At 56.1% G+C, this 15,632-nt stretch carries 14 protein-coding genes; 8 read left to right on the forward strand and 6 right to left on the reverse strand.

What is annotated here, in order from left to right:
- Nucleotides 1-77: 77 nt before the first annotated feature.
- From parS to ACVKSX_RS10495, 3 genes are all read left to right on the forward strand, one after another.
- Complete coding sequence (parS, locus tag ACVKSX_RS10485) at nucleotides 78-521, forward strand: type II RES/Xre toxin-antitoxin system antitoxin (protein ID WP_033760867.1); 444 nt, start codon at nucleotides 78-80, stop codon at nucleotides 519-521.
- On the forward strand, nucleotides 518-988 hold the full coding sequence (locus ACVKSX_RS10490; protein WP_354438678.1) for an RES family NAD+ phosphorylase: 471 nt from the start codon (nucleotides 518-520) through the stop codon (nucleotides 986-988). The genes parS and ACVKSX_RS10490 overlap by 4 nt, the downstream gene beginning before the upstream one ends.
- Before the next feature lie 171 nt (nucleotides 989-1,159).
- Nucleotides 1,160-2,191 (forward strand): AI-2E family transporter, encoded by a 1,032-nt coding sequence (locus ACVKSX_RS10495; RefSeq protein WP_010670602.1) that lies wholly within the window; start codon nucleotides 1,160-1,162, stop codon nucleotides 2,189-2,191.
- Here ACVKSX_RS10495 and ACVKSX_RS10500 read toward each other — a convergent pair.
- Complete coding sequence (locus ACVKSX_RS10500) at nucleotides 2,180-4,909, reverse strand: cation-transporting P-type ATPase (RefSeq protein ID WP_301247904.1); 2,730 nt, start codon at nucleotides 4,907-4,909, stop codon at nucleotides 2,180-2,182. The genes ACVKSX_RS10495 and ACVKSX_RS10500 overlap by 12 nt on opposite strands.
- A gap of 514 nt (nucleotides 4,910-5,423) precedes the next feature.
- On the opposite strand from ACVKSX_RS10500, the gene ACVKSX_RS10505 reads away from it, so the two are divergent.
- Genes ACVKSX_RS10505 through ACVKSX_RS10515 form a run of 3 tightly spaced genes read left to right on the forward strand, consistent with a single transcriptional unit; the run spans nucleotide 5,424 to nucleotide 10,532 of the window.
- Nucleotides 5,424-6,512, forward strand: coding sequence for an efflux RND transporter periplasmic adaptor subunit (locus tag ACVKSX_RS10505; RefSeq protein WP_033768724.1), 1,089 nt, complete (start codon nucleotides 5,424-5,426; stop codon nucleotides 6,510-6,512).
- The gene (locus ACVKSX_RS10510; RefSeq protein WP_354438676.1) at nucleotides 6,512-9,574 is read left to right on the forward strand and encodes an efflux RND transporter permease subunit; all 3,063 of its coding nucleotides are present in this window, start codon (nucleotides 6,512-6,514) and stop codon (nucleotides 9,572-9,574) included. Before ACVKSX_RS10505 ends, ACVKSX_RS10510 begins: the two co-directional genes overlap by 1 nt.
- Entirely contained in the window at nucleotides 9,567-10,532 is a 966-nt protein-coding gene (locus tag ACVKSX_RS10515) for an acyltransferase family protein (RefSeq protein WP_010670598.1), read from the forward strand. Before ACVKSX_RS10510 ends, ACVKSX_RS10515 begins: the two co-directional genes overlap by 8 nt.
- Here the strand turns inward: ACVKSX_RS10515 and ACVKSX_RS10520 are convergent.
- The 4 genes from ACVKSX_RS10520 to ACVKSX_RS10535 form a co-directional block, all read right to left on the reverse strand.
- On the reverse strand, nucleotides 10,518-11,210 hold the full coding sequence (locus ACVKSX_RS10520) for a DJ-1/PfpI family protein (protein WP_354438674.1): 693 nt from the start codon (nucleotides 11,208-11,210) through the stop codon (nucleotides 10,518-10,520). The genes ACVKSX_RS10515 and ACVKSX_RS10520 overlap by 15 nt on opposite strands.
- Nucleotides 11,211-11,266: 56 nt before the next feature.
- On the reverse strand, nucleotides 11,267-12,169 hold the full coding sequence (locus tag ACVKSX_RS10525) for an alpha/beta hydrolase (protein WP_022624580.1): 903 nt from the start codon (nucleotides 12,167-12,169) through the stop codon (nucleotides 11,267-11,269).
- A 107-nt stretch (nucleotides 12,170-12,276) separates the two neighbouring features.
- Nucleotides 12,277-12,600: an AzlD domain-containing protein gene (locus ACVKSX_RS10530; RefSeq protein ID WP_010246806.1), complete on the reverse strand. Its 324-nt coding sequence runs from the start codon at nucleotides 12,598-12,600 to the stop codon at nucleotides 12,277-12,279.
- Nucleotides 12,597-13,265, reverse strand: a complete 669-nt coding sequence (locus ACVKSX_RS10535) for an AzlC family ABC transporter permease (protein ID WP_010246808.1) — start codon at nucleotides 13,263-13,265, stop codon at nucleotides 12,597-12,599. The genes ACVKSX_RS10530 and ACVKSX_RS10535 overlap by 4 nt, the downstream gene beginning before the upstream one ends.
- Nucleotides 13,266-13,376: 111 nt before the next feature.
- Between ACVKSX_RS10535 and ACVKSX_RS10540 the strand changes: the two genes are divergently transcribed.
- Nucleotides 13,377-13,925, forward strand: a complete 549-nt coding sequence (locus ACVKSX_RS10540) for a helix-turn-helix domain-containing protein (protein WP_010246810.1) — start codon at nucleotides 13,377-13,379, stop codon at nucleotides 13,923-13,925.
- On the opposite strand, the gene ACVKSX_RS10545 is transcribed toward ACVKSX_RS10540, so the two are convergent.
- Nucleotides 13,926-14,264: an ASCH domain-containing protein gene (locus ACVKSX_RS10545; RefSeq protein ID WP_163641551.1), complete on the reverse strand. Its 339-nt coding sequence runs from the start codon at nucleotides 14,262-14,264 to the stop codon at nucleotides 13,926-13,928.
- Nucleotides 14,265-14,382: 118 nt separating this feature from the next.
- On the opposite strand from ACVKSX_RS10545, the gene zigA reads away from it, so the two are divergent.
- A complete protein-coding gene (gene zigA, locus ACVKSX_RS10550) occupies nucleotides 14,383-15,612 on the forward strand; it encodes a zinc metallochaperone GTPase ZigA (RefSeq protein WP_010246814.1) in 1,230 nt (409 codons plus the stop codon).
- Nucleotides 15,613-15,632 lie beyond the last annotated feature (20 nt).

The following is a 15,632-nucleotide window of genomic DNA, read 5'->3' on the forward strand; positions in this document are numbered from 1 at the left end:
TCCTGATTTATCAGATCCTGAAATTTGCGCCCCTCCCACCAAATGGTTATAGTTAAATGACCAATTGGAGGTGACAGATGAAAACATTCAGCTTTTCTGCGAACAAAACCAGGCCGCCACGCTTATGGCAGGCCGCAGGCCTGAACAACGCTGATGGTGTCGCCCTGCTGGGCCAGATTAATGAAGGCCTTGATGGCAACGTAGCTCACCTGATCGTCAACTGGGCGAAGATTACGCAAAACGACCTGCGCAAAATGTCCGGTATACCCTCCACGACGTTCAGCCGAAGCGTGAAAGCGAAATTCAGCGCTGAACAAAGTGAACGACTGGTACGTATTATCCGTGTCATTGATCGCGCAGTTGAACTGTTCGAAGGTGATAAGGATGAAGCGCAAAAATGGTTGAATGAGCCTAACAGGGCGCTGAGCTGGAAAATGCCCGCAGAACTGATGGCGTCTGAAACCGGGGCTTACGAGGTCATGAAATTAATCACGCGCCTGGAGCACGGAGTTTACTCTTGATTCTCTACAGGCTGACCAAGACAAAGTATCTTTCAACAGCCTGGACGGGATTTGGCGCAAAAGAGGCGGGCGGCCGCTGGAACAGCATCGGCATCTCCATGGTTTATGTTTCTGAAACAGCATCACTGACTTTGCTGGAAACACTGGTCCATCTGCACTCAGCACACATCCTGGATGCTTTCACACTTCTGCGCATCGATGTTCCCGATGCGTTGATTCAGACCGCTGATATCACTGAGTTGCCTGCAAACTGGGCTGATGAAGACGCACCGGCAGAACTGGCTGACTATGGAGACGCCTGGTGCTCTGCCTGCGATGCTGTTGCGTTGCGTGTTCCCAGTGCCCTCTCCCCTGTAGAATATAACTATCTGTTAAATCCTGAACATCCCGAGTTCTTCCGGATAGTTCAACAGGCTGAGGCTATTCCGTTCCGGTTTGATCGTCGGCTGAATCCGGATCGTAAATAAATTATCCGGATAGCTTTTAGTCGCGCATTCGTGCGTTGAACAAGTGCCGGAAGCCACCGATGATCGTCTCTTATGCCCTGAGACAAGCCTTTCTCCCTCTGACCTGACGCAAGGCACTGAAGCTTAAGCCTCATCTATACTGCAGCTTATCTTTGCTGAAGGAGCCCAATCATGGGACTGAGCTGGTTCACCCTCTGGCCGCCACTGGCACGCGTGCTGTTTATCCTCGCCTGTCTGACCATTATTCTGACCGGCCTTTATCTGGCAGCACCGCTGATCAATCAGGTTCTGCTGGCGATGTTACTGGCCATCATGCTTGATCCCCTGATTACCCGTCTGGAAAACAAACGCATACCGCGCATCGTCTCGTCACTGCTGGTGATTATGCTGATGCTGTTGATCATGGTGGTCACTATCCTCAAGTTAACCGTGCTGACGCCCGATTTGATGCAACTCAGCCGCCAGGCGCCCGTGCTGCTGGCGGCACGGCTTGAACAGCTGACGCTGGCCTTTGCCCGGCTTGATATCGGTATGACGCCCGACCAGTTGCTGACCTTTGTGGATGCTGGGGCGATAGTGCGCATTGTCACTGCATTTCTGACGCAAATCCCTGGCGTCATCTCATGGTGGATCATGGTGTTCCTGATGCTGCTGTTTATGCTCTATGAGATGCCGCTGCTGAAAGCTGCACTGCAACAGCGGGTAAAGGGAAAACATCAGGCCTTTTATCTGGCGCTGCAGGAGGGAATTCAGAGCGTGATTGTGTATGCCAGAGTGAAAACGCTGACCAGTATTCTGGGCGGGTTAATCGTGGGCGTCGGTGCGCATCTGATCGGGCTGAAGTTTGCCTTTTTCTGGGGCGTGCTGATGTTCATCTTTAATTACGTGCCGGTGCTTGGCTCCTTTCTGGCCGCGATTCCGCCGGTGATCCAGAGTTACATCATGTTTGATTTACAGATCGCGCTGGCGGTAGCTGGATTCTTTGTGGTGCTGAACCTCTGTCTGAGTTCGGTGATCGAACCATTGCTGATTGGGAAGCGACTCAATCTGGCGCTGACCACGCAGCTGCTGGCGTTTCTGTTCTGGCAGGCGTTACTGGGGATTACGGGCGGGATACTGGCTATTCCACTGACCTATCTGATTAAAAAGGTCCTGCTGGCGAGCTATCCGCAGCAGGACCCGGAGGCAGAATTAACTCAGTGATGGCGTCTTCACCCGCCATGCGCGGGTGAGGCGTTTTTCGATCTCAACTATGATGAAGATCGCGATGCTGACAATCAGCGAAATCAGCCAGTAGTTGATCGGCAGTGGACGGGTACCAAACAGTGTGTTCATTAATGGCACATAAATAATGATCGCCTGAAGGACAATCAGTACCAGCGTCACCAGCCAGATACCGCGATTTTTTAGCAGACCGCGATCCAGTGAGAAGCCATCCGAGTTACGGCAGTTAAGCATGTAGGCCCACTGCGCAGTCACCAGCATCTGCAGCAGCACGGTACGGATAAACTCGGCACTGTAGCCACGCGGTTGCAGCCAGGCTTCCAGCACAAAGGCACTGATTGAAATCAGCAGACCGACAAACACCACGCGCCAGATAGCGTAAGCGTCCATCACGTGCGCTTTAACATTGCGCGGTGGCCGGCGCATCGCATTGGCTTCAGCAGGCTCGAACGCCAGACCAAACGACAGCGTGGCGGATGTTGCCATGTTCATCCACAGAATCTGTACCGGGGTTAACGGCAGCAGATTGCCCATCAGAATCGCGATAATAATCAGCAGACCCTGTGCCAGGTTGGTGGGCATAATAAACAGGATGGTTTTCTTGAGGTTGTCGTAAACCCGACGTCCCTCTTTGACTGCCGCAGCGATGGTGGCAAAGTTATCGTCGGCCAGAATCATATCGGCCGCCTCTTTTGTCACCTCGGTGCCTTTAATACCCATCGCAATACCGACGTTGGCCTGTTTCAGCGCCGGAGCATCGTTGACGCCGTCGCCGGTCATGCCGACGATCTCGCCGCTCGCTTCCAGCGCTTTCACCAGACGCAGTTTGTGTTCCGGGCTGGTGCGGGCAAAAATGTCATAGGTTTTTGCCGCGTCGGCCAGTTCGGCGTCACTCATGTGTTCAAGCTGGTAGCCAGTGATAGCAGCCTGGCTGTTGCCGATTCCCAGCATCTGACCAATCGCCATCGCGGTTTCCTGATGGTCGCCGGTGATCATTTTGACGCGAATGCCCGCTTTCTGGCACTCGTCAATGGCGGCAATCGCCTCGGGACGGGGGGGATCCATCATACAGGCCAGACCCAGCAGCACCATGTCACTTCTCAGATCGGCATGATCCAGCGCGGTAACGGGTGCAGAGGTTCTCTTCCAGGCGGCGGCAACGGTGCGCAGCCCTTCGCTGGCGTAGGTGGTGATGGCGGCATCCCAGTACGCACGGTCTATCGGCTCTGCACCCTCCGGTGTTTGCTGCTGCTGACATAGCGTCAGCAGCACGTCTGGCGCACCGGTCAGCAGCACATAAGATTCGCCGTTGGCAACACAGCTGACCGACATATATTTATAGAGGGAATCGAACGGCAGCTTGCTCACCACCTCAACCGGCTGAGGTGTCGTCTGACCCTTCGCCGCCAGCACCTTCAGCGCGCCTTCAGTCGGGCCGCCAACAATCGTCCAGTGTCCCTGACTTTCCTGACGCAGCTGGCTTTCATTACAGGTGTCTACCGCATGCAGGAACTGCTGAAACAGCGGATCCTGTGCCGCAGAGAGTCCACTTGCGTCGCCCTGCTCAGCAACAATCTCCCCTTTGGGTTCATAGCTGTTTCCGCTGACGCGCCAGCGGCTCTTCGCCAGCACCACCGCTTTCACCGTCATCTCATTCATGGTGAGCGTGCCGGTTTTATCGGAGCAGATCACCGACATCGCGCCCAGGGTTTCAACAGTCGGCAGCTTACGGATAATCGCCTGGGTGCGCGCCATCGACTGCACGCCCAGCGACAGGATGATAGAGATAATGGCAGGCAGACCTTCCGGAACCGCAGCAACCGCCAGGCTGATGACGGACAGCGAGAGCTCGCCCAGTGGAATGTCACGCAGCAGATAGCCGAAGATAAACAGGGCGACCATCATCAGCAGGATGATGAAAAAGATCGCTTTACCGAGTTTGTCGATCTGCACCAGCAGCGGAGTTTTAACCTCTTTTATGCCGCTGATCATTTCGTTGATATGGCCCAGCTCAGTATCACCGCCGCTGGCGATCACCACGCCTGCGGCGGTGCCGGAACTGACGGTAGTGCCTGAAAAAGCCAGGTTCAGACGGTCGCCCAGCGATTTTTCACCGCTCAGCGTATCGGTGTTCTTCGACACCACCGTCGACTCCCCGGTGAGAATCGCCTCTTCAACCCGCAGATTATTGACCTCAAACAGTCGCAGATCAGCCGGGATTTTATCGCCGGGGCGTAACATCACCACATCACCGACCACAATATCGCGCGTCGCGACCGTGACCTGTTTGCCATCCCGCACCAGCATCGCTTCACTGGCAAGCATGTTCTGAATACTTTTCAGTGACTTCTCGGCATTATTCTCCTGAATAAAGCCGATCAGGGCGTTAATGACGGCCACGCCGATAATGACAAAGGTATCGACCCAGTGACCCATGATCGCGGTGATCACCGCCGCGGCCAGCAGAATATAGATCAGCACATCTTTAAAATGCGCGATGAATTTGAGCAGAGCCGATTTCTCAGCTTTTTGCGGAAGGGCATTGGGACCGTGTTTCTGCAGGCGTTCCTGCGCAGTGGCGGTGGATAATCCTGCTGATGAGCTCTGCAGTTCGGAGAATATCTCTGCCACACTACGCTGATACCAGGGGCGCTCAGATAAAGCAAACGCTTTATCCTGCTTATCATTATTTAGCATATATAAACCTCGTGCCATTTAGCGATGAAATAAAGGCGCAATTAAAAGACATGCATTTTGCAGGCAGCCCCTCCTGCAGGTAATGACCGATATCATATTTACGTAAGAAACGTCTGACGAATAACATAAAATGGCTAAATTAAATCTAACCTATATTATGAGAATGACAACGTTGTTTTTGTTTAGCTAAGGTTTAAGTATGCTGATGCAGTGTGCATCGGTTTATACTCTGGCTCGCAAAAGGAAACTCTGATGAAAAAACAGAGCATTATCATGCTTTGCGGTTTCGTTATTCTCGCGGTCGCCGCAACGACTCTGGTGGGCTTACTGACCTGGCTGGTGGTCTCTCAGATGGCGGCGTAAGCCGATTCAGGCGAAGCGGCCCTGCCGCTTCGTTAAACTTATATGACGAAGATTAAAAATAAGTTTATCCCGGTCGCGATAAGCATCAGGGTTTATTACGCCTTAATGCTTATCAAACCGCAGTTTAAAAGCTGATGTTAAGGCGAAGAAAATGATTAAACGCAAGGTTATCCTCATTTTGCTCTGTTGTTTTTTTATGACAGCGTGCGATGAAAAAAAAGAACCGGATGCTCCCCCGCCCCGCGTAATTAAAGTTTTCACCCTTGAGTCGGACATCGCTCAAAATATCCGGGTATTTCCTGCGCGTATTCAGGCGGGTGATAATACCGATCTTGCGTTTAAACGGGCAGGCCAGCTGGTCCAGCTTGATATTCGTGACGGAACGCCCGTGAAAGCGGGACAGCTTCTCGCTACCCTGAATGATGCAGATGCGAAACTACGGGTACGCGACCGCCAGACTGCACTGCAACTGGCGGAGCGACAATTTCAGCGCTTCAATACGCTGGCCCAGCGCAGCGCCGTTTCAAAATCTGAAATGGATGTGCAGCGTGCTAATCGCGATGCCGCCGCGACTGCGCTGAAAATCGCACAGGAGGAGTTACAGTTTCTTAGCCTTCGCGCGCCGTTTGATGGCGTGATTGCAAGGGTACAGGCGCGTAATCATCAGGTCGTGGCCGCCGGACAGCCCATTGCGCTGCTGACCCGTGCCGATCTGCTCGACGTCATCTTTACGCTGCCCGAAACCCTCTTCACCAGCCTCGATATCCAGAATATTGACTATCAGCCTGAGGTGCAGTTTAACGCCCTGCCAGGCCGCTTTTTCACCGCACAATATAAAGAGCATACCAGCCAGACGGATGCCGCCACGCTGACCTATCAGGTGGTGCTGACCATGCCGCGTCCGGCTGATCTCCCTGGCGTTGCCGGCCTCAGCGGATCGGTGCGCGTCAGGCTGCATAACCTGCCAAATGCCCCTGCCCAGCCGCGTCTGGTCGTGCCTGCGGCTGCGGTGTTCAATCCCGATCGCAGCCCCACCAATCAGCCGCACGTCTGGCTGGTTGAGCAGGATGGCGAGGCGCTGCGCATCAAAGATCGACCTGTCGAAGTGGGTCGTCTCACCGCCCAGGGCATTGAAATCATCAGCGGGCTGAAGCCGGGCGACCGTATCGTTGCCGCCGGTGTGGGTGAGTTGCGTGACGGTGAAGCGGTGCGCATCTGGCAGCGCGAGCGGGGGTTATAATGCGTATTCAGGAGCATTTTCTTGATAAATCCATTCGCATCTGGATGGTCATTCTGCTGCTGGGCGTGGGCGGCATCTATGCGCTGCTCAACATTGGCCGCCTCGAAGATCCGCTGTTTACCATTAAGTCGGCGGTAATTGTCACCCACTATCCCGGCGCGTCCGCACAGCAGGTTGAAGAGGAGGTAACGCTGCCGCTGGAGAATGCGCTGCAGCGCCTGCCGTCGCTGGACAATGTCACGTCCATTTCTGGCAATGGCCTGTCGCAGATTACCGTTAATATTCATACCCGCTATCTGGCCGATCAGCTGCCGCAAATCTGGGATGAGTTACGTCGTCGGGTCGGCGATGCGGCCCGGCAGTTCCCGCCTGGCGTTCAGGCCCCGCTGGTTAACGATGATTTCGGCGATGTTTACGGCTACTTCTTCGTCATTCATGGTAAAGACTTTACCAACAGCGAACTGCGCAACTATGCCGATCAGCTGCGGCGCGATCTGGTGCTGGTGCCGGGTGTGGCTAAAGTTGCGGTAGCGGGCGTCGAGCAGGAGGAGATCCGCATCGCTCTCTCCGCCAGCAAAATGACCGCCTATGGTATGACGCCGCAGCGCGTCGCCGATCTGCTGAGCCGGAATAACAGTGTTGCCAGTGCCGGAACGCTGCGGGTCGACAGCGAATCGATCCGTTTTCATCCCACCGGCGAACTGCAGACGCTGGACGATCTGGCTAATCTGCCGATTCTGCCCGCTGGTAACCCACAGAACGTGCATCTGCGCGATATCGCCACCCTGACGCGTGGCGTTACCGACAATCCCGCCAATATCTACTTTGCAGACGGTGAAGCGGCTCTGGCTATCGGCATTTCGTTCGCGCCCGGCGTCAATGTGATTGATGTTGGCGACGCGCTTTCCGCCCGAATGGCGCACTATCAGCAGGATACACCCGCCGGTATCAGCCTGAAGGTGTTCTATAACCAGGCGCATGAGGTAAAACAGTCGGTTGATGGCTTTATCCTCAACTTCCTGATGGCGCTGGCGATTGTGGTGGGAACGCTGCTGCTGTTTATGGGCCTGCGCAGCGGCATGGTGATTGCCGCCTCGCTGGCGCTTAACGTGCTTGGCACACTCCTGATCATGTACCTGTTTAAACTTGAGCTGCAGCGGGTGTCGCTGGGCGCGCTGATTATTTCGCTTAGCATGCTGGTGGACAATGCCATTGTGGTGGTCGAAGGGGTCAAAATCGATCATCAGCGCGGGCACCCTTTACAGCAGGCCATTGCCCGCATGGTGCGGCGCACTGCCCTGCCGCTGCTGGGTGCCACGGTGATTGCAATTCTCGCCTTTGCACCGATTGGCCTGTCGCAGGATTCGACCGGCGAATATTGTAAATCACTGTTCCAAGTGCTGCTGATTTCACTGATGCTGAGCTGGGTCACGGCGCTGACCTTAACGCCGGTATTTATCAACTGGAGTGAGAAGCGCCGCAGCACGGCTCAGCCTGAGCAAACCGAACCCTCCACGCCTTATCAGGGCATCGTATTCCGGCTCTATCGTCAGGCGCTGGGCGGCCTGCTGCGTTTCCGCCTGACCACGCTGACGGTAATGGTGGCACTGCTGGCTCTGTCGCTATATGGCTTTACACTCGTGAAGCAGAACTTTTTCCCCTCCTCCAGCACGCCGGTCTTTTTCACCGATCTCTGGCTGCCCTATGGCACCGATATTCATTACACCGCGAATACGGCGGTGGATATTGCCCGGTTCATTAACCAGGATCCTGAGGTCGCAGCCACGGTCACGACGGTGGGCCAGGGCGCTCTGCGCTTTACCCTGACCTACGACGCGGCACGGCAGTACAGCAACTTCGCCCAGATTATGGTGCGGGTTAAGGATGGCCGACAGCTTGATGCGCTGGCGCTGAAAACCGAGGCCTATATTGAGCAGAACTTCCCACAGGTGAATCAGCGCATCAAACGTATCCAGTTTGGCAGCGCCAGTGACAGCGCCATTGCCCTGCGGGTGATCGGCCCCGATCCCGAAGTGCTGCGCCACATCGGCAGCCAGCTGGATGCCATTTTCCTGGCGGATGGCTCAACGTTTCCGGTTCGCAATGACTGGCAGGAGCGCAGCAAAGTGATCCGCCCGGTCTATTCGGCGCTGCGTGGTCAGGAACTGGGTATCGATAAACATGACATCGATCAGGCGCTGAGAATGAATTTCAGCGGTGACGCGGTGGGCATTTTCCGTGACGGTTCGCGGCTGATGCCGGTGATGCTCTATCCGGCTGATGAAGAGCGGCAGAGTGTCGATCACATCGAGAATATTCAGCTGTGGAGTGCGGCCCTGCAGCACTTTGTGCCCCTGAGCAATGTGATTTCTGACTTCCGGCTGGAGTGGGAGAATCCGCTGATTATGCGTCGCGATCGTACGCGCGTGCTGACGGTGCAGACCGATCCCGATCCCGCTTCAGGGTTAACCTCCGCACAAGTGGTGGCGCGGGTTCAGCCACAGATCGACCAGCTTAAACTCCCGGCGGGCTACCGGCTTGAATGGGGAGGTGAGCTGGAGAGTTCACGTGAAGCGCAGAGCGGGCTGCTGAGTTCGCTGCCGGTGGGATTCCTGGCGATGTTCATCATTACCGTGCTGATGTTTAACTCGCTGCGCGACGCCGTCGCTATCTGGATCACCGTGCCGCTGGCGCTGATTGGCGTCACCTGTGGCTTTTTGTTCACCGGTATTCCGTTTGGCTTTATGGCGCTGATTGGGCTGCTGAGCCTGTCGGGCATGCTGATCCGTAACGGGATCGTGCTGATTGAGGAGATCAGGCTGTTCCGGCAGGAGAAATCGCTGCAGCTGGCGATTATTGATGCGGCGACCTCACGTCTGCGTCCTATTCTGCTGACCGCCTTCACCACGGTGCTGGGCCTGCTGCCGCTGCTGCGCGACGTCTTTTTCCAGAGCATGGCGGTGGTCATTATTTTTGGCCTCGGGTTCGCGACAGTATTGACCCTGCTGGTGCTGCCGGTCATCTATCGTTGCTTCCATGGTCGGGAGGCGCACGGTGAATAAGAGCGGACTGGCAATGCTGAAGACGCTGGCCTGTATCACCGCCGTCTCGTTTTTCACGCTTTACCAGAGCTACGACAGCTACCATTACGACATTAATCTGACGCTGAACGTGCTGAGTTTTGTTTCGACGATCGCCACGCCGCTCTATTTTCTGCTCAGCGGTTATATCGACGCCGGTGAGCTGCATACACCCGCGTGGCAGCTCGGCAAAATTCGCCGCATTCTGCTGATTTTTATCTTCTGGTTCAGCTTTTTCTGGTTTGCCGGGATGCATCATAAGGGCTATCTGATTCAGCCGTGGTTTGTAATTGCGTTGATTGTGATTTATGTGTCGCATCCGCTGATTGACCGACTCATTCAGCGGCCTGGGCTGATGGCATCGGGGATTTTACTGCTGCTGGTGTTAGCTTTTGCCTATGACCTGCTCGCCAGCCTCTACCCGGGCCAGCGGGCCTTTTCGCTGCTGCCGCAATACCGAATCTGGACCTGGGTGCTCTACTACCTCACAGGTCGGCTGATGGCCGCGCCGCGCGTGATGCAGTTGCTGACATCACCCAGAGTGATAAAGATCAGCCTGCTGCTGCTGCCCGCGGTTTATCTCTTTACCTGGCTGTATGAGCGTCATTACTTTCTTGCGCGTTTTCTGGCGACCCATAACGATGTGGTGCTGACGGGCTCGCAGGTTTATCTGCTGGTGGTGCTGATTGTGATCAGCATTAACGCCATTCGCCTGCCGGAAAAAGTCCAGTGGCTGACGCCGTTTCTGACGACCCTGGGGAAGACCATGACCGGCGTCTATATCCTGCACTATCTGATTTTTGGCCTGCTGGCGGCGGCAATCCGCATCCAGACACTGGGCGATAAACTGCTGGTCATCGCCCTGACGTTAATCTTCTCAATGGCGCTGTCACTGCTGCTGTTGCGCATCCCCGGTGTCAGTAAGCTAATCAGCCTGTAGTCGCAGAGCGGCTCGTTCGGTTGCCGCACGGCGAGTGGCAAGAAACTCAGCCATTTTCGCCCGCGCCTGCTCCACTTCCTGTGGCGGTGCGGTATGCGGCGAACCGCTGGTAAACGGCGGTTCGGGATCATATTCCATCTGCAGCTGAACCGCTTTCGCCACCGCGTCACCCGCAATTTCGGCCACCAGCGTCAGGGCAAAATCGATGCCAGAGGTCACGCCTGCGCCGCTGATACGATTGCGGTCGCGCACCACCCGCTGACTGACCGGCTCCGCGCCAAGCAGTGCCAGCTGATCGATGGAGCTCCAGTGCGAGGTCGCACGATATCCTTTTAGCAATCCGGCGGCCCCCAGCACCAGCGAACCGGTACAGACCGACGTAACCCACTTCGCCTGTTCGGCCTGCTGACGAAGGAAATTCAGCGTGACGTCATCCGACATCAGGGCGATCTGTCCCGGCCCGCCAGGCACACAGATCACATCCAGTGGCGGACAATCTGCAAACGTAGTGGTCGGCAATATCGACAGGCCGCGATCGGAACGCACCGGCTGAAGATCTTTCCAGATGAAATGGCATTCGACACCAGGCGTGCGCGCAAATACCTCCCACGGGCCGGTTAAGTCGAGCTGAGTGACATCAGGGAACAGCAAAAGACCAATCTGTAGCGGACGATTCATGCGTGAACTCCGGGCAGGTGATGAAACGCCATCATGCCGCGATGCCCGGTCAGATATCAATCCCGGCTACCGGAAACTATTTCCAGCGTATCCACCAGCGATGAGGGTAATATCTGGCCGTGACTCTGACCGGGATAACGCGTCAGAATCAGTCTGGCACCGCTCGGGCGCAGGATGTCGGTAAGCGCACGCTCTTCCTGCTGAAGATCGTCAGAGTGGCCGGTTCGGCGTTCGGTGATGCCATCGCCCTCCATCAGATAGAGCGACAAATGTTTAAGCGGTCCGGCGTCGGCGCGTCGGGCCAGGGTAAGAATGCGCTGATGATTCCAGCTCAGCGAGGGAGCAGCCGAAAAGTAATGGCTGAACCAGGCGGCATGAAAGAAGGTATCCAGCACGAACAGTCCGCCGTAGGAGTGCCCCCAGAGCGCACGCCGCTGCGGATTACTGGGCGCAAGACGTTCTGCCCACGGGACAATTGTGTTCAGCAGCAGCTGACGAAACTGATGGCTGCCTCCGCCTTTGCGGCCATGAGGCTGAGTGACCAGAGTATCAGGCGCATCATTGGGTGGGGTGTAGTCGTAATTACGCGCCACCACATCAAAGGGCAAATGGGTGTCGTAACCCACCGCGACCAGCACTGGCGGCGTGCCGCTGCTCAGCTTTTTAAGCAGAGGTTCTGTCAAATGTGCCATCGCCGCATTGCCATCCAGTAGCCAGAGCACCGGATAGCCGCCTGGCGGCGCATCGCTTTTGGGGATAGCAAGCCACACCCGATAGTGCCGTTCCCCATCCTGTGAGACAAACTTTTTACTCTGGAAGCGATACCAGGCGGAGCCTGTGTCGGCGATGTTCTTGCCCAGCGGACGCATATCGGGTCGGGCAATAGCCGGAACGGCGGTTAAACCGGCTGTCATCACGGTCAGCAGCATCAGGAGGAAACAGGTACGGATAGTGTTCATTCAGCAATCCCTGCAAGGTTATCGGGCTAATCACGCCTGAGAGAGTGCCATCCTGACAAATTTTCACTGCGATAACATCCCCGCTTTTGCCGGGGTTAATAACATCCTCAGGGCACGCCGAGAAAACGCAACAGCGCCGTCATCGCCGCCGCCCCCAGAATAATCATAATCAGCGGCGCACGACGCCACGCCAGCAACAGGGCAAAGCCCACGCCCGCCACCCGTGCCACACCGGCAAAATGCTGGCCTTCAAACAGCGTGGTGGTGGCCGCTACCGCCAGCAGCAATATCGTGGCGGCGTCGGAGAGCATCTGCTGGGTGCGCTCGCTGATCGGAAGACGGTTTCCCAGCCTGACGCCTGCAAACCGCATCAGATAGGTTCCGGCAGCCAGCAGGGCAATCCCGGCGATAATCATTCCCTGATGTGTCATTTGCGCGATCTCCATGTCAGCAGGCCCAGCAGTGAAAACAGCACCGGCATGCCCGCCGGAACCAGTGGCGTCGCCAGCAAGGAGAGCAGCGCGCCGACGGTCGCGGGGATCCGGGTGCGTCGCTGGCGCAGCGCCGGGAAGATCAGGGCAATCAGGATCGCCGGAAACACCGCATCCAGTCCGATCACCGAGACATCAGGAATAAACTGCCCGATTGCTGCCCCGATCATGACGCTGACCGGCCATATCAAGCCGATACCGATACCGCACAGCCAGTAAGCACTGCGGCGCTGCGCCAGTTGCGGCTGAGAGATCCCAAACACCACACTTTCATCGTTCATGATGTGACAGCCCAGCCAGCCTGACGGACCCTGCCCCACCAGATCCTTGACCGCGATGCCAAACGGCAAATGACGTGCGTTTACCAGCAGGCCCGCTGCGGCGGCGGTAAATGGACTGCCGCCACCGGCCACAATGCCGATAAACAGGAACTCCGACGCCCCCGCCAGCACCAGCGTTGAGAGCGCCAGCGGCACCCAGAGCGGAAACCCGTCGGCCGACGCCAGCGAGCCATAGGATAAACCAACAATTCCATCAGCCAGGCAGACCAGAAAAATCGCTTTGATCACCCCTTTGTCCAGCAACTGCATTTGCGGAAAAAGCATCACTCTGTCTCATAATGAACATATAATCCGATATAATGAACACCGCGACAGCGTTTTACAAGATGAACGTTATGTTCGATATAAAAAACATTCAGGTTATCAGGAGTGCGTTTGAATACCCCTATCAGCATTATTGCCAATGCCTTAGTACGTGAACGCCAGCGAGCCGGTCTTTCACTGGCTGAAGTGGCGCGCCGCGCAGGGATCGCTAAATCTACGCTGTCACAACTGGAAGCGGGTAATGGCAATCCGGGCATTGAAACCCTGTGGTCGCTTTGCGTAACGCTGAACATTCCATTTTCACGTCTGCTGGAGCCGGATGCGCGTCGTCTGCAGGTGATTCGGCGTGGAGAGGGCCTGACGGTAACCGCCGATCTGGCCGATTATCAGGCCGTTTTGCTGGCCTCCTGCCCGCCCGGCGTTCGGCGTGATATCTATCTGCTGGAAGTTCAGCCCGGCAGCGAACGCATTTCACAGCCCCATATCCCCAATACCATTGAGCATATTATTATCGCTAAAGGGCGTGCGCTGGTGGGCCCGGTCGACAGTGCGGTGGAGCTGGATGTGGGTGATTACATTACCTATCCGGGCGATGAGCTGCATATCTTTCGGGCGCTGGAAGCCGATACGATGGCGCTGCTGGTGATTGAGCACAGCTGATCACTGTTTAGTGAGCTTCTGCAGGGTTTCTGCGGGCGTGAGGTGAGTGATTAGCTGCACCTCACTGCTCAGCCTGATCTCCGGATAGTGCTCGCGCATCCCTTCCAGCAGCACCTCATCAGGCCATTCCTCCTGTTTCCCCAGCGTCGCGGCGACTTCGCTTAAGCGCAGCGTGTCGAACTGCGTCACCCACACGATTATCGCGTCCGTATCATCCTGCTGATTCACCAGTCTCAGCGGACCCATGGTGATATCGCCCTCCTGCCAGCGAATCGTCGAGGTTTTCTCTCCGGACCTGACGGCTGGCATCAGACGCGGGACAAGCGTGAGTTGTTGCATTTCCACTCCCTTTTAACGCTCATTGGTACCCACAACAAAAACACAAATCCGGATTGAAAACAAACTCACTAATGTTATGTTATAACGTATCTCTAATCGCGTTCTTACAGGTAACACCATGACACTCTCTGCTCTGACATCCGACGATCCCCGTCTGCCGGTTGCCGTTCTCTCCGGCTTTCTCGGTGCCGGTAAAACTACCCTGCTTAATCATATTCTGAACAACCGCGAAGGACGACGGATCGCGGTGATCGTCAATGATATGTCTGAAATTAATATTGACGCAGCGCTGGTGCGCGATGGCGGTGCGCAGCTCTCCCGCACCGATGAAAAGCTGGTCGAAATGAGTAACGGCTGCATCTGCTGCACGTTGCGTGAAGATCTGCTGCTGGAGGTAAAACGTCTGGCTCAGGCCGGGCGTTTCGATCACCTGGTGATTGAGTCTACCGGCATTTCTGAACCGCTGCCGGTTGCCGAAACCTTTACGTTTGAAGATGAAGCGGGTGAAAGTCTGTCAGCCTATGCCCGGCTGGACAGTATGATCACCGTGGTCGATGGCTTTAACTTCCTGCGCGATTATCGCTCAGCCGATGATCTGCAGTCACGTGGCGAATCGCTGGGCGCTCAGGATGAGCGCTCAGTGGTTGATCTGCTGGTGGATCAGATTGAGTTTTGTGATTTGCTGGTGCTGAACAAAACGGACCTGCTCAGCCCGGCGCAGCTGCACCAGTTGAAGGGCATGCTGCAGGCGCTTAATCCGCACGCGCTTATTGTGAACAGTGAGTTTGGGCAGGTTCCGCTGGACTGCCTGCTGAATACCGGCCGGTTTGATTTTGACCGGGCAGCGCAGGCACCCGGCTGGCTGCAGACCCTGCGCGGTGAGCATCAGCCGGAATCGGAGGAGTATGGCATTCGTAACTTTGTCTATCGCGCCCGTCGTCCGTTCCATCCGCAGCGTTTCTGGCATGCAGTAAACCACCAGCTTGACGGCGTTATCCGCTCTAAAGGCTACTTCTGGCTGGCCAGTCGGCCGGAATATGCCGCGATGTGGTCGCAGGCGGGCGCGGTGGCACGTCAGGGTTATGCCGGGCGCTGGTGGGTCAGCGTGCCGCGAACTGAATGGCCACAGGATGCAGATTCACTCAACTTTATCGCTGAACAGTGGCAGGAAGGTACCGGCGATGCGCGCCAGGAACTGGTCTTTATCGGCATTGAGATGGACGAGAAGAGCGTCCGTGCCGCGCTGGATCATGCGCTGCTGACACCACAGGAGATGGCTGCGGGGCCTGAACAGTGGATCACCCTGGCCGATCCGGTGCCCGCATGGTTCGATGAAACCACCGCCTGACGCTGCGGTTGACGTACTTC

The sequence above is a fragment of the Pantoea sp. PvP021 genome (assembly GCF_054056055.1).

Excerpts from the sequence above, each read along its gene's own strand:
- ACVKSX_RS10520 (WP_354438674.1), bottom strand. The coding sequence starts at position 11,210 with ATGAATCGTCCGCTACAGATTGGTCTTTTGCTGTTCCCTGATGTCACT.
- ACVKSX_RS10495 (WP_010670602.1), top strand. The coding sequence starts at position 1,160 with ATGGGACTGAGCTGGTTCACCCTCTGGCCGCCACTGGCACGCGTGCTG.
- parS (WP_033760867.1), top strand. The coding sequence starts at position 78 with ATGAAAACATTCAGCTTTTCTGCGAACAAAACCAGGCCGCCACGCTTA.
- ACVKSX_RS10530 (WP_010246806.1), bottom strand. The coding sequence starts at position 12,600 with ATGACACATCAGGGAATGATTATCGCCGGGATTGCCCTGCTGGCTGCC.
- ACVKSX_RS10545 (WP_163641551.1), bottom strand. The coding sequence starts at position 14,264 with ATGCAACAACTCACGCTTGTCCCGCGTCTGATGCCAGCCGTCAGGTCC.
- ACVKSX_RS10535 (WP_010246808.1), bottom strand. The coding sequence starts at position 13,265 with ATGCTTTTTCCGCAAATGCAGTTGCTGGACAAAGGGGTGATCAAAGCG.
- ACVKSX_RS10525 (WP_022624580.1), bottom strand. The coding sequence starts at position 12,169 with ATGAACACTATCCGTACCTGTTTCCTCCTGATGCTGCTGACCGTGATG.
- zigA (WP_010246814.1), top strand. The coding sequence starts at position 14,383 with ATGACACTCTCTGCTCTGACATCCGACGATCCCCGTCTGCCGGTTGCC.
- ACVKSX_RS10500 (WP_301247904.1), bottom strand. The coding sequence starts at position 4,909 with ATGCTAAATAATGATAAGCAGGATAAAGCGTTTGCTTTATCTGAGCGC.
- ACVKSX_RS10510 (WP_354438676.1), top strand. The coding sequence starts at position 6,512 with ATGCGTATTCAGGAGCATTTTCTTGATAAATCCATTCGCATCTGGATG.
- ACVKSX_RS10505 (WP_033768724.1), top strand. The coding sequence starts at position 5,424 with ATGATTAAACGCAAGGTTATCCTCATTTTGCTCTGTTGTTTTTTTATG.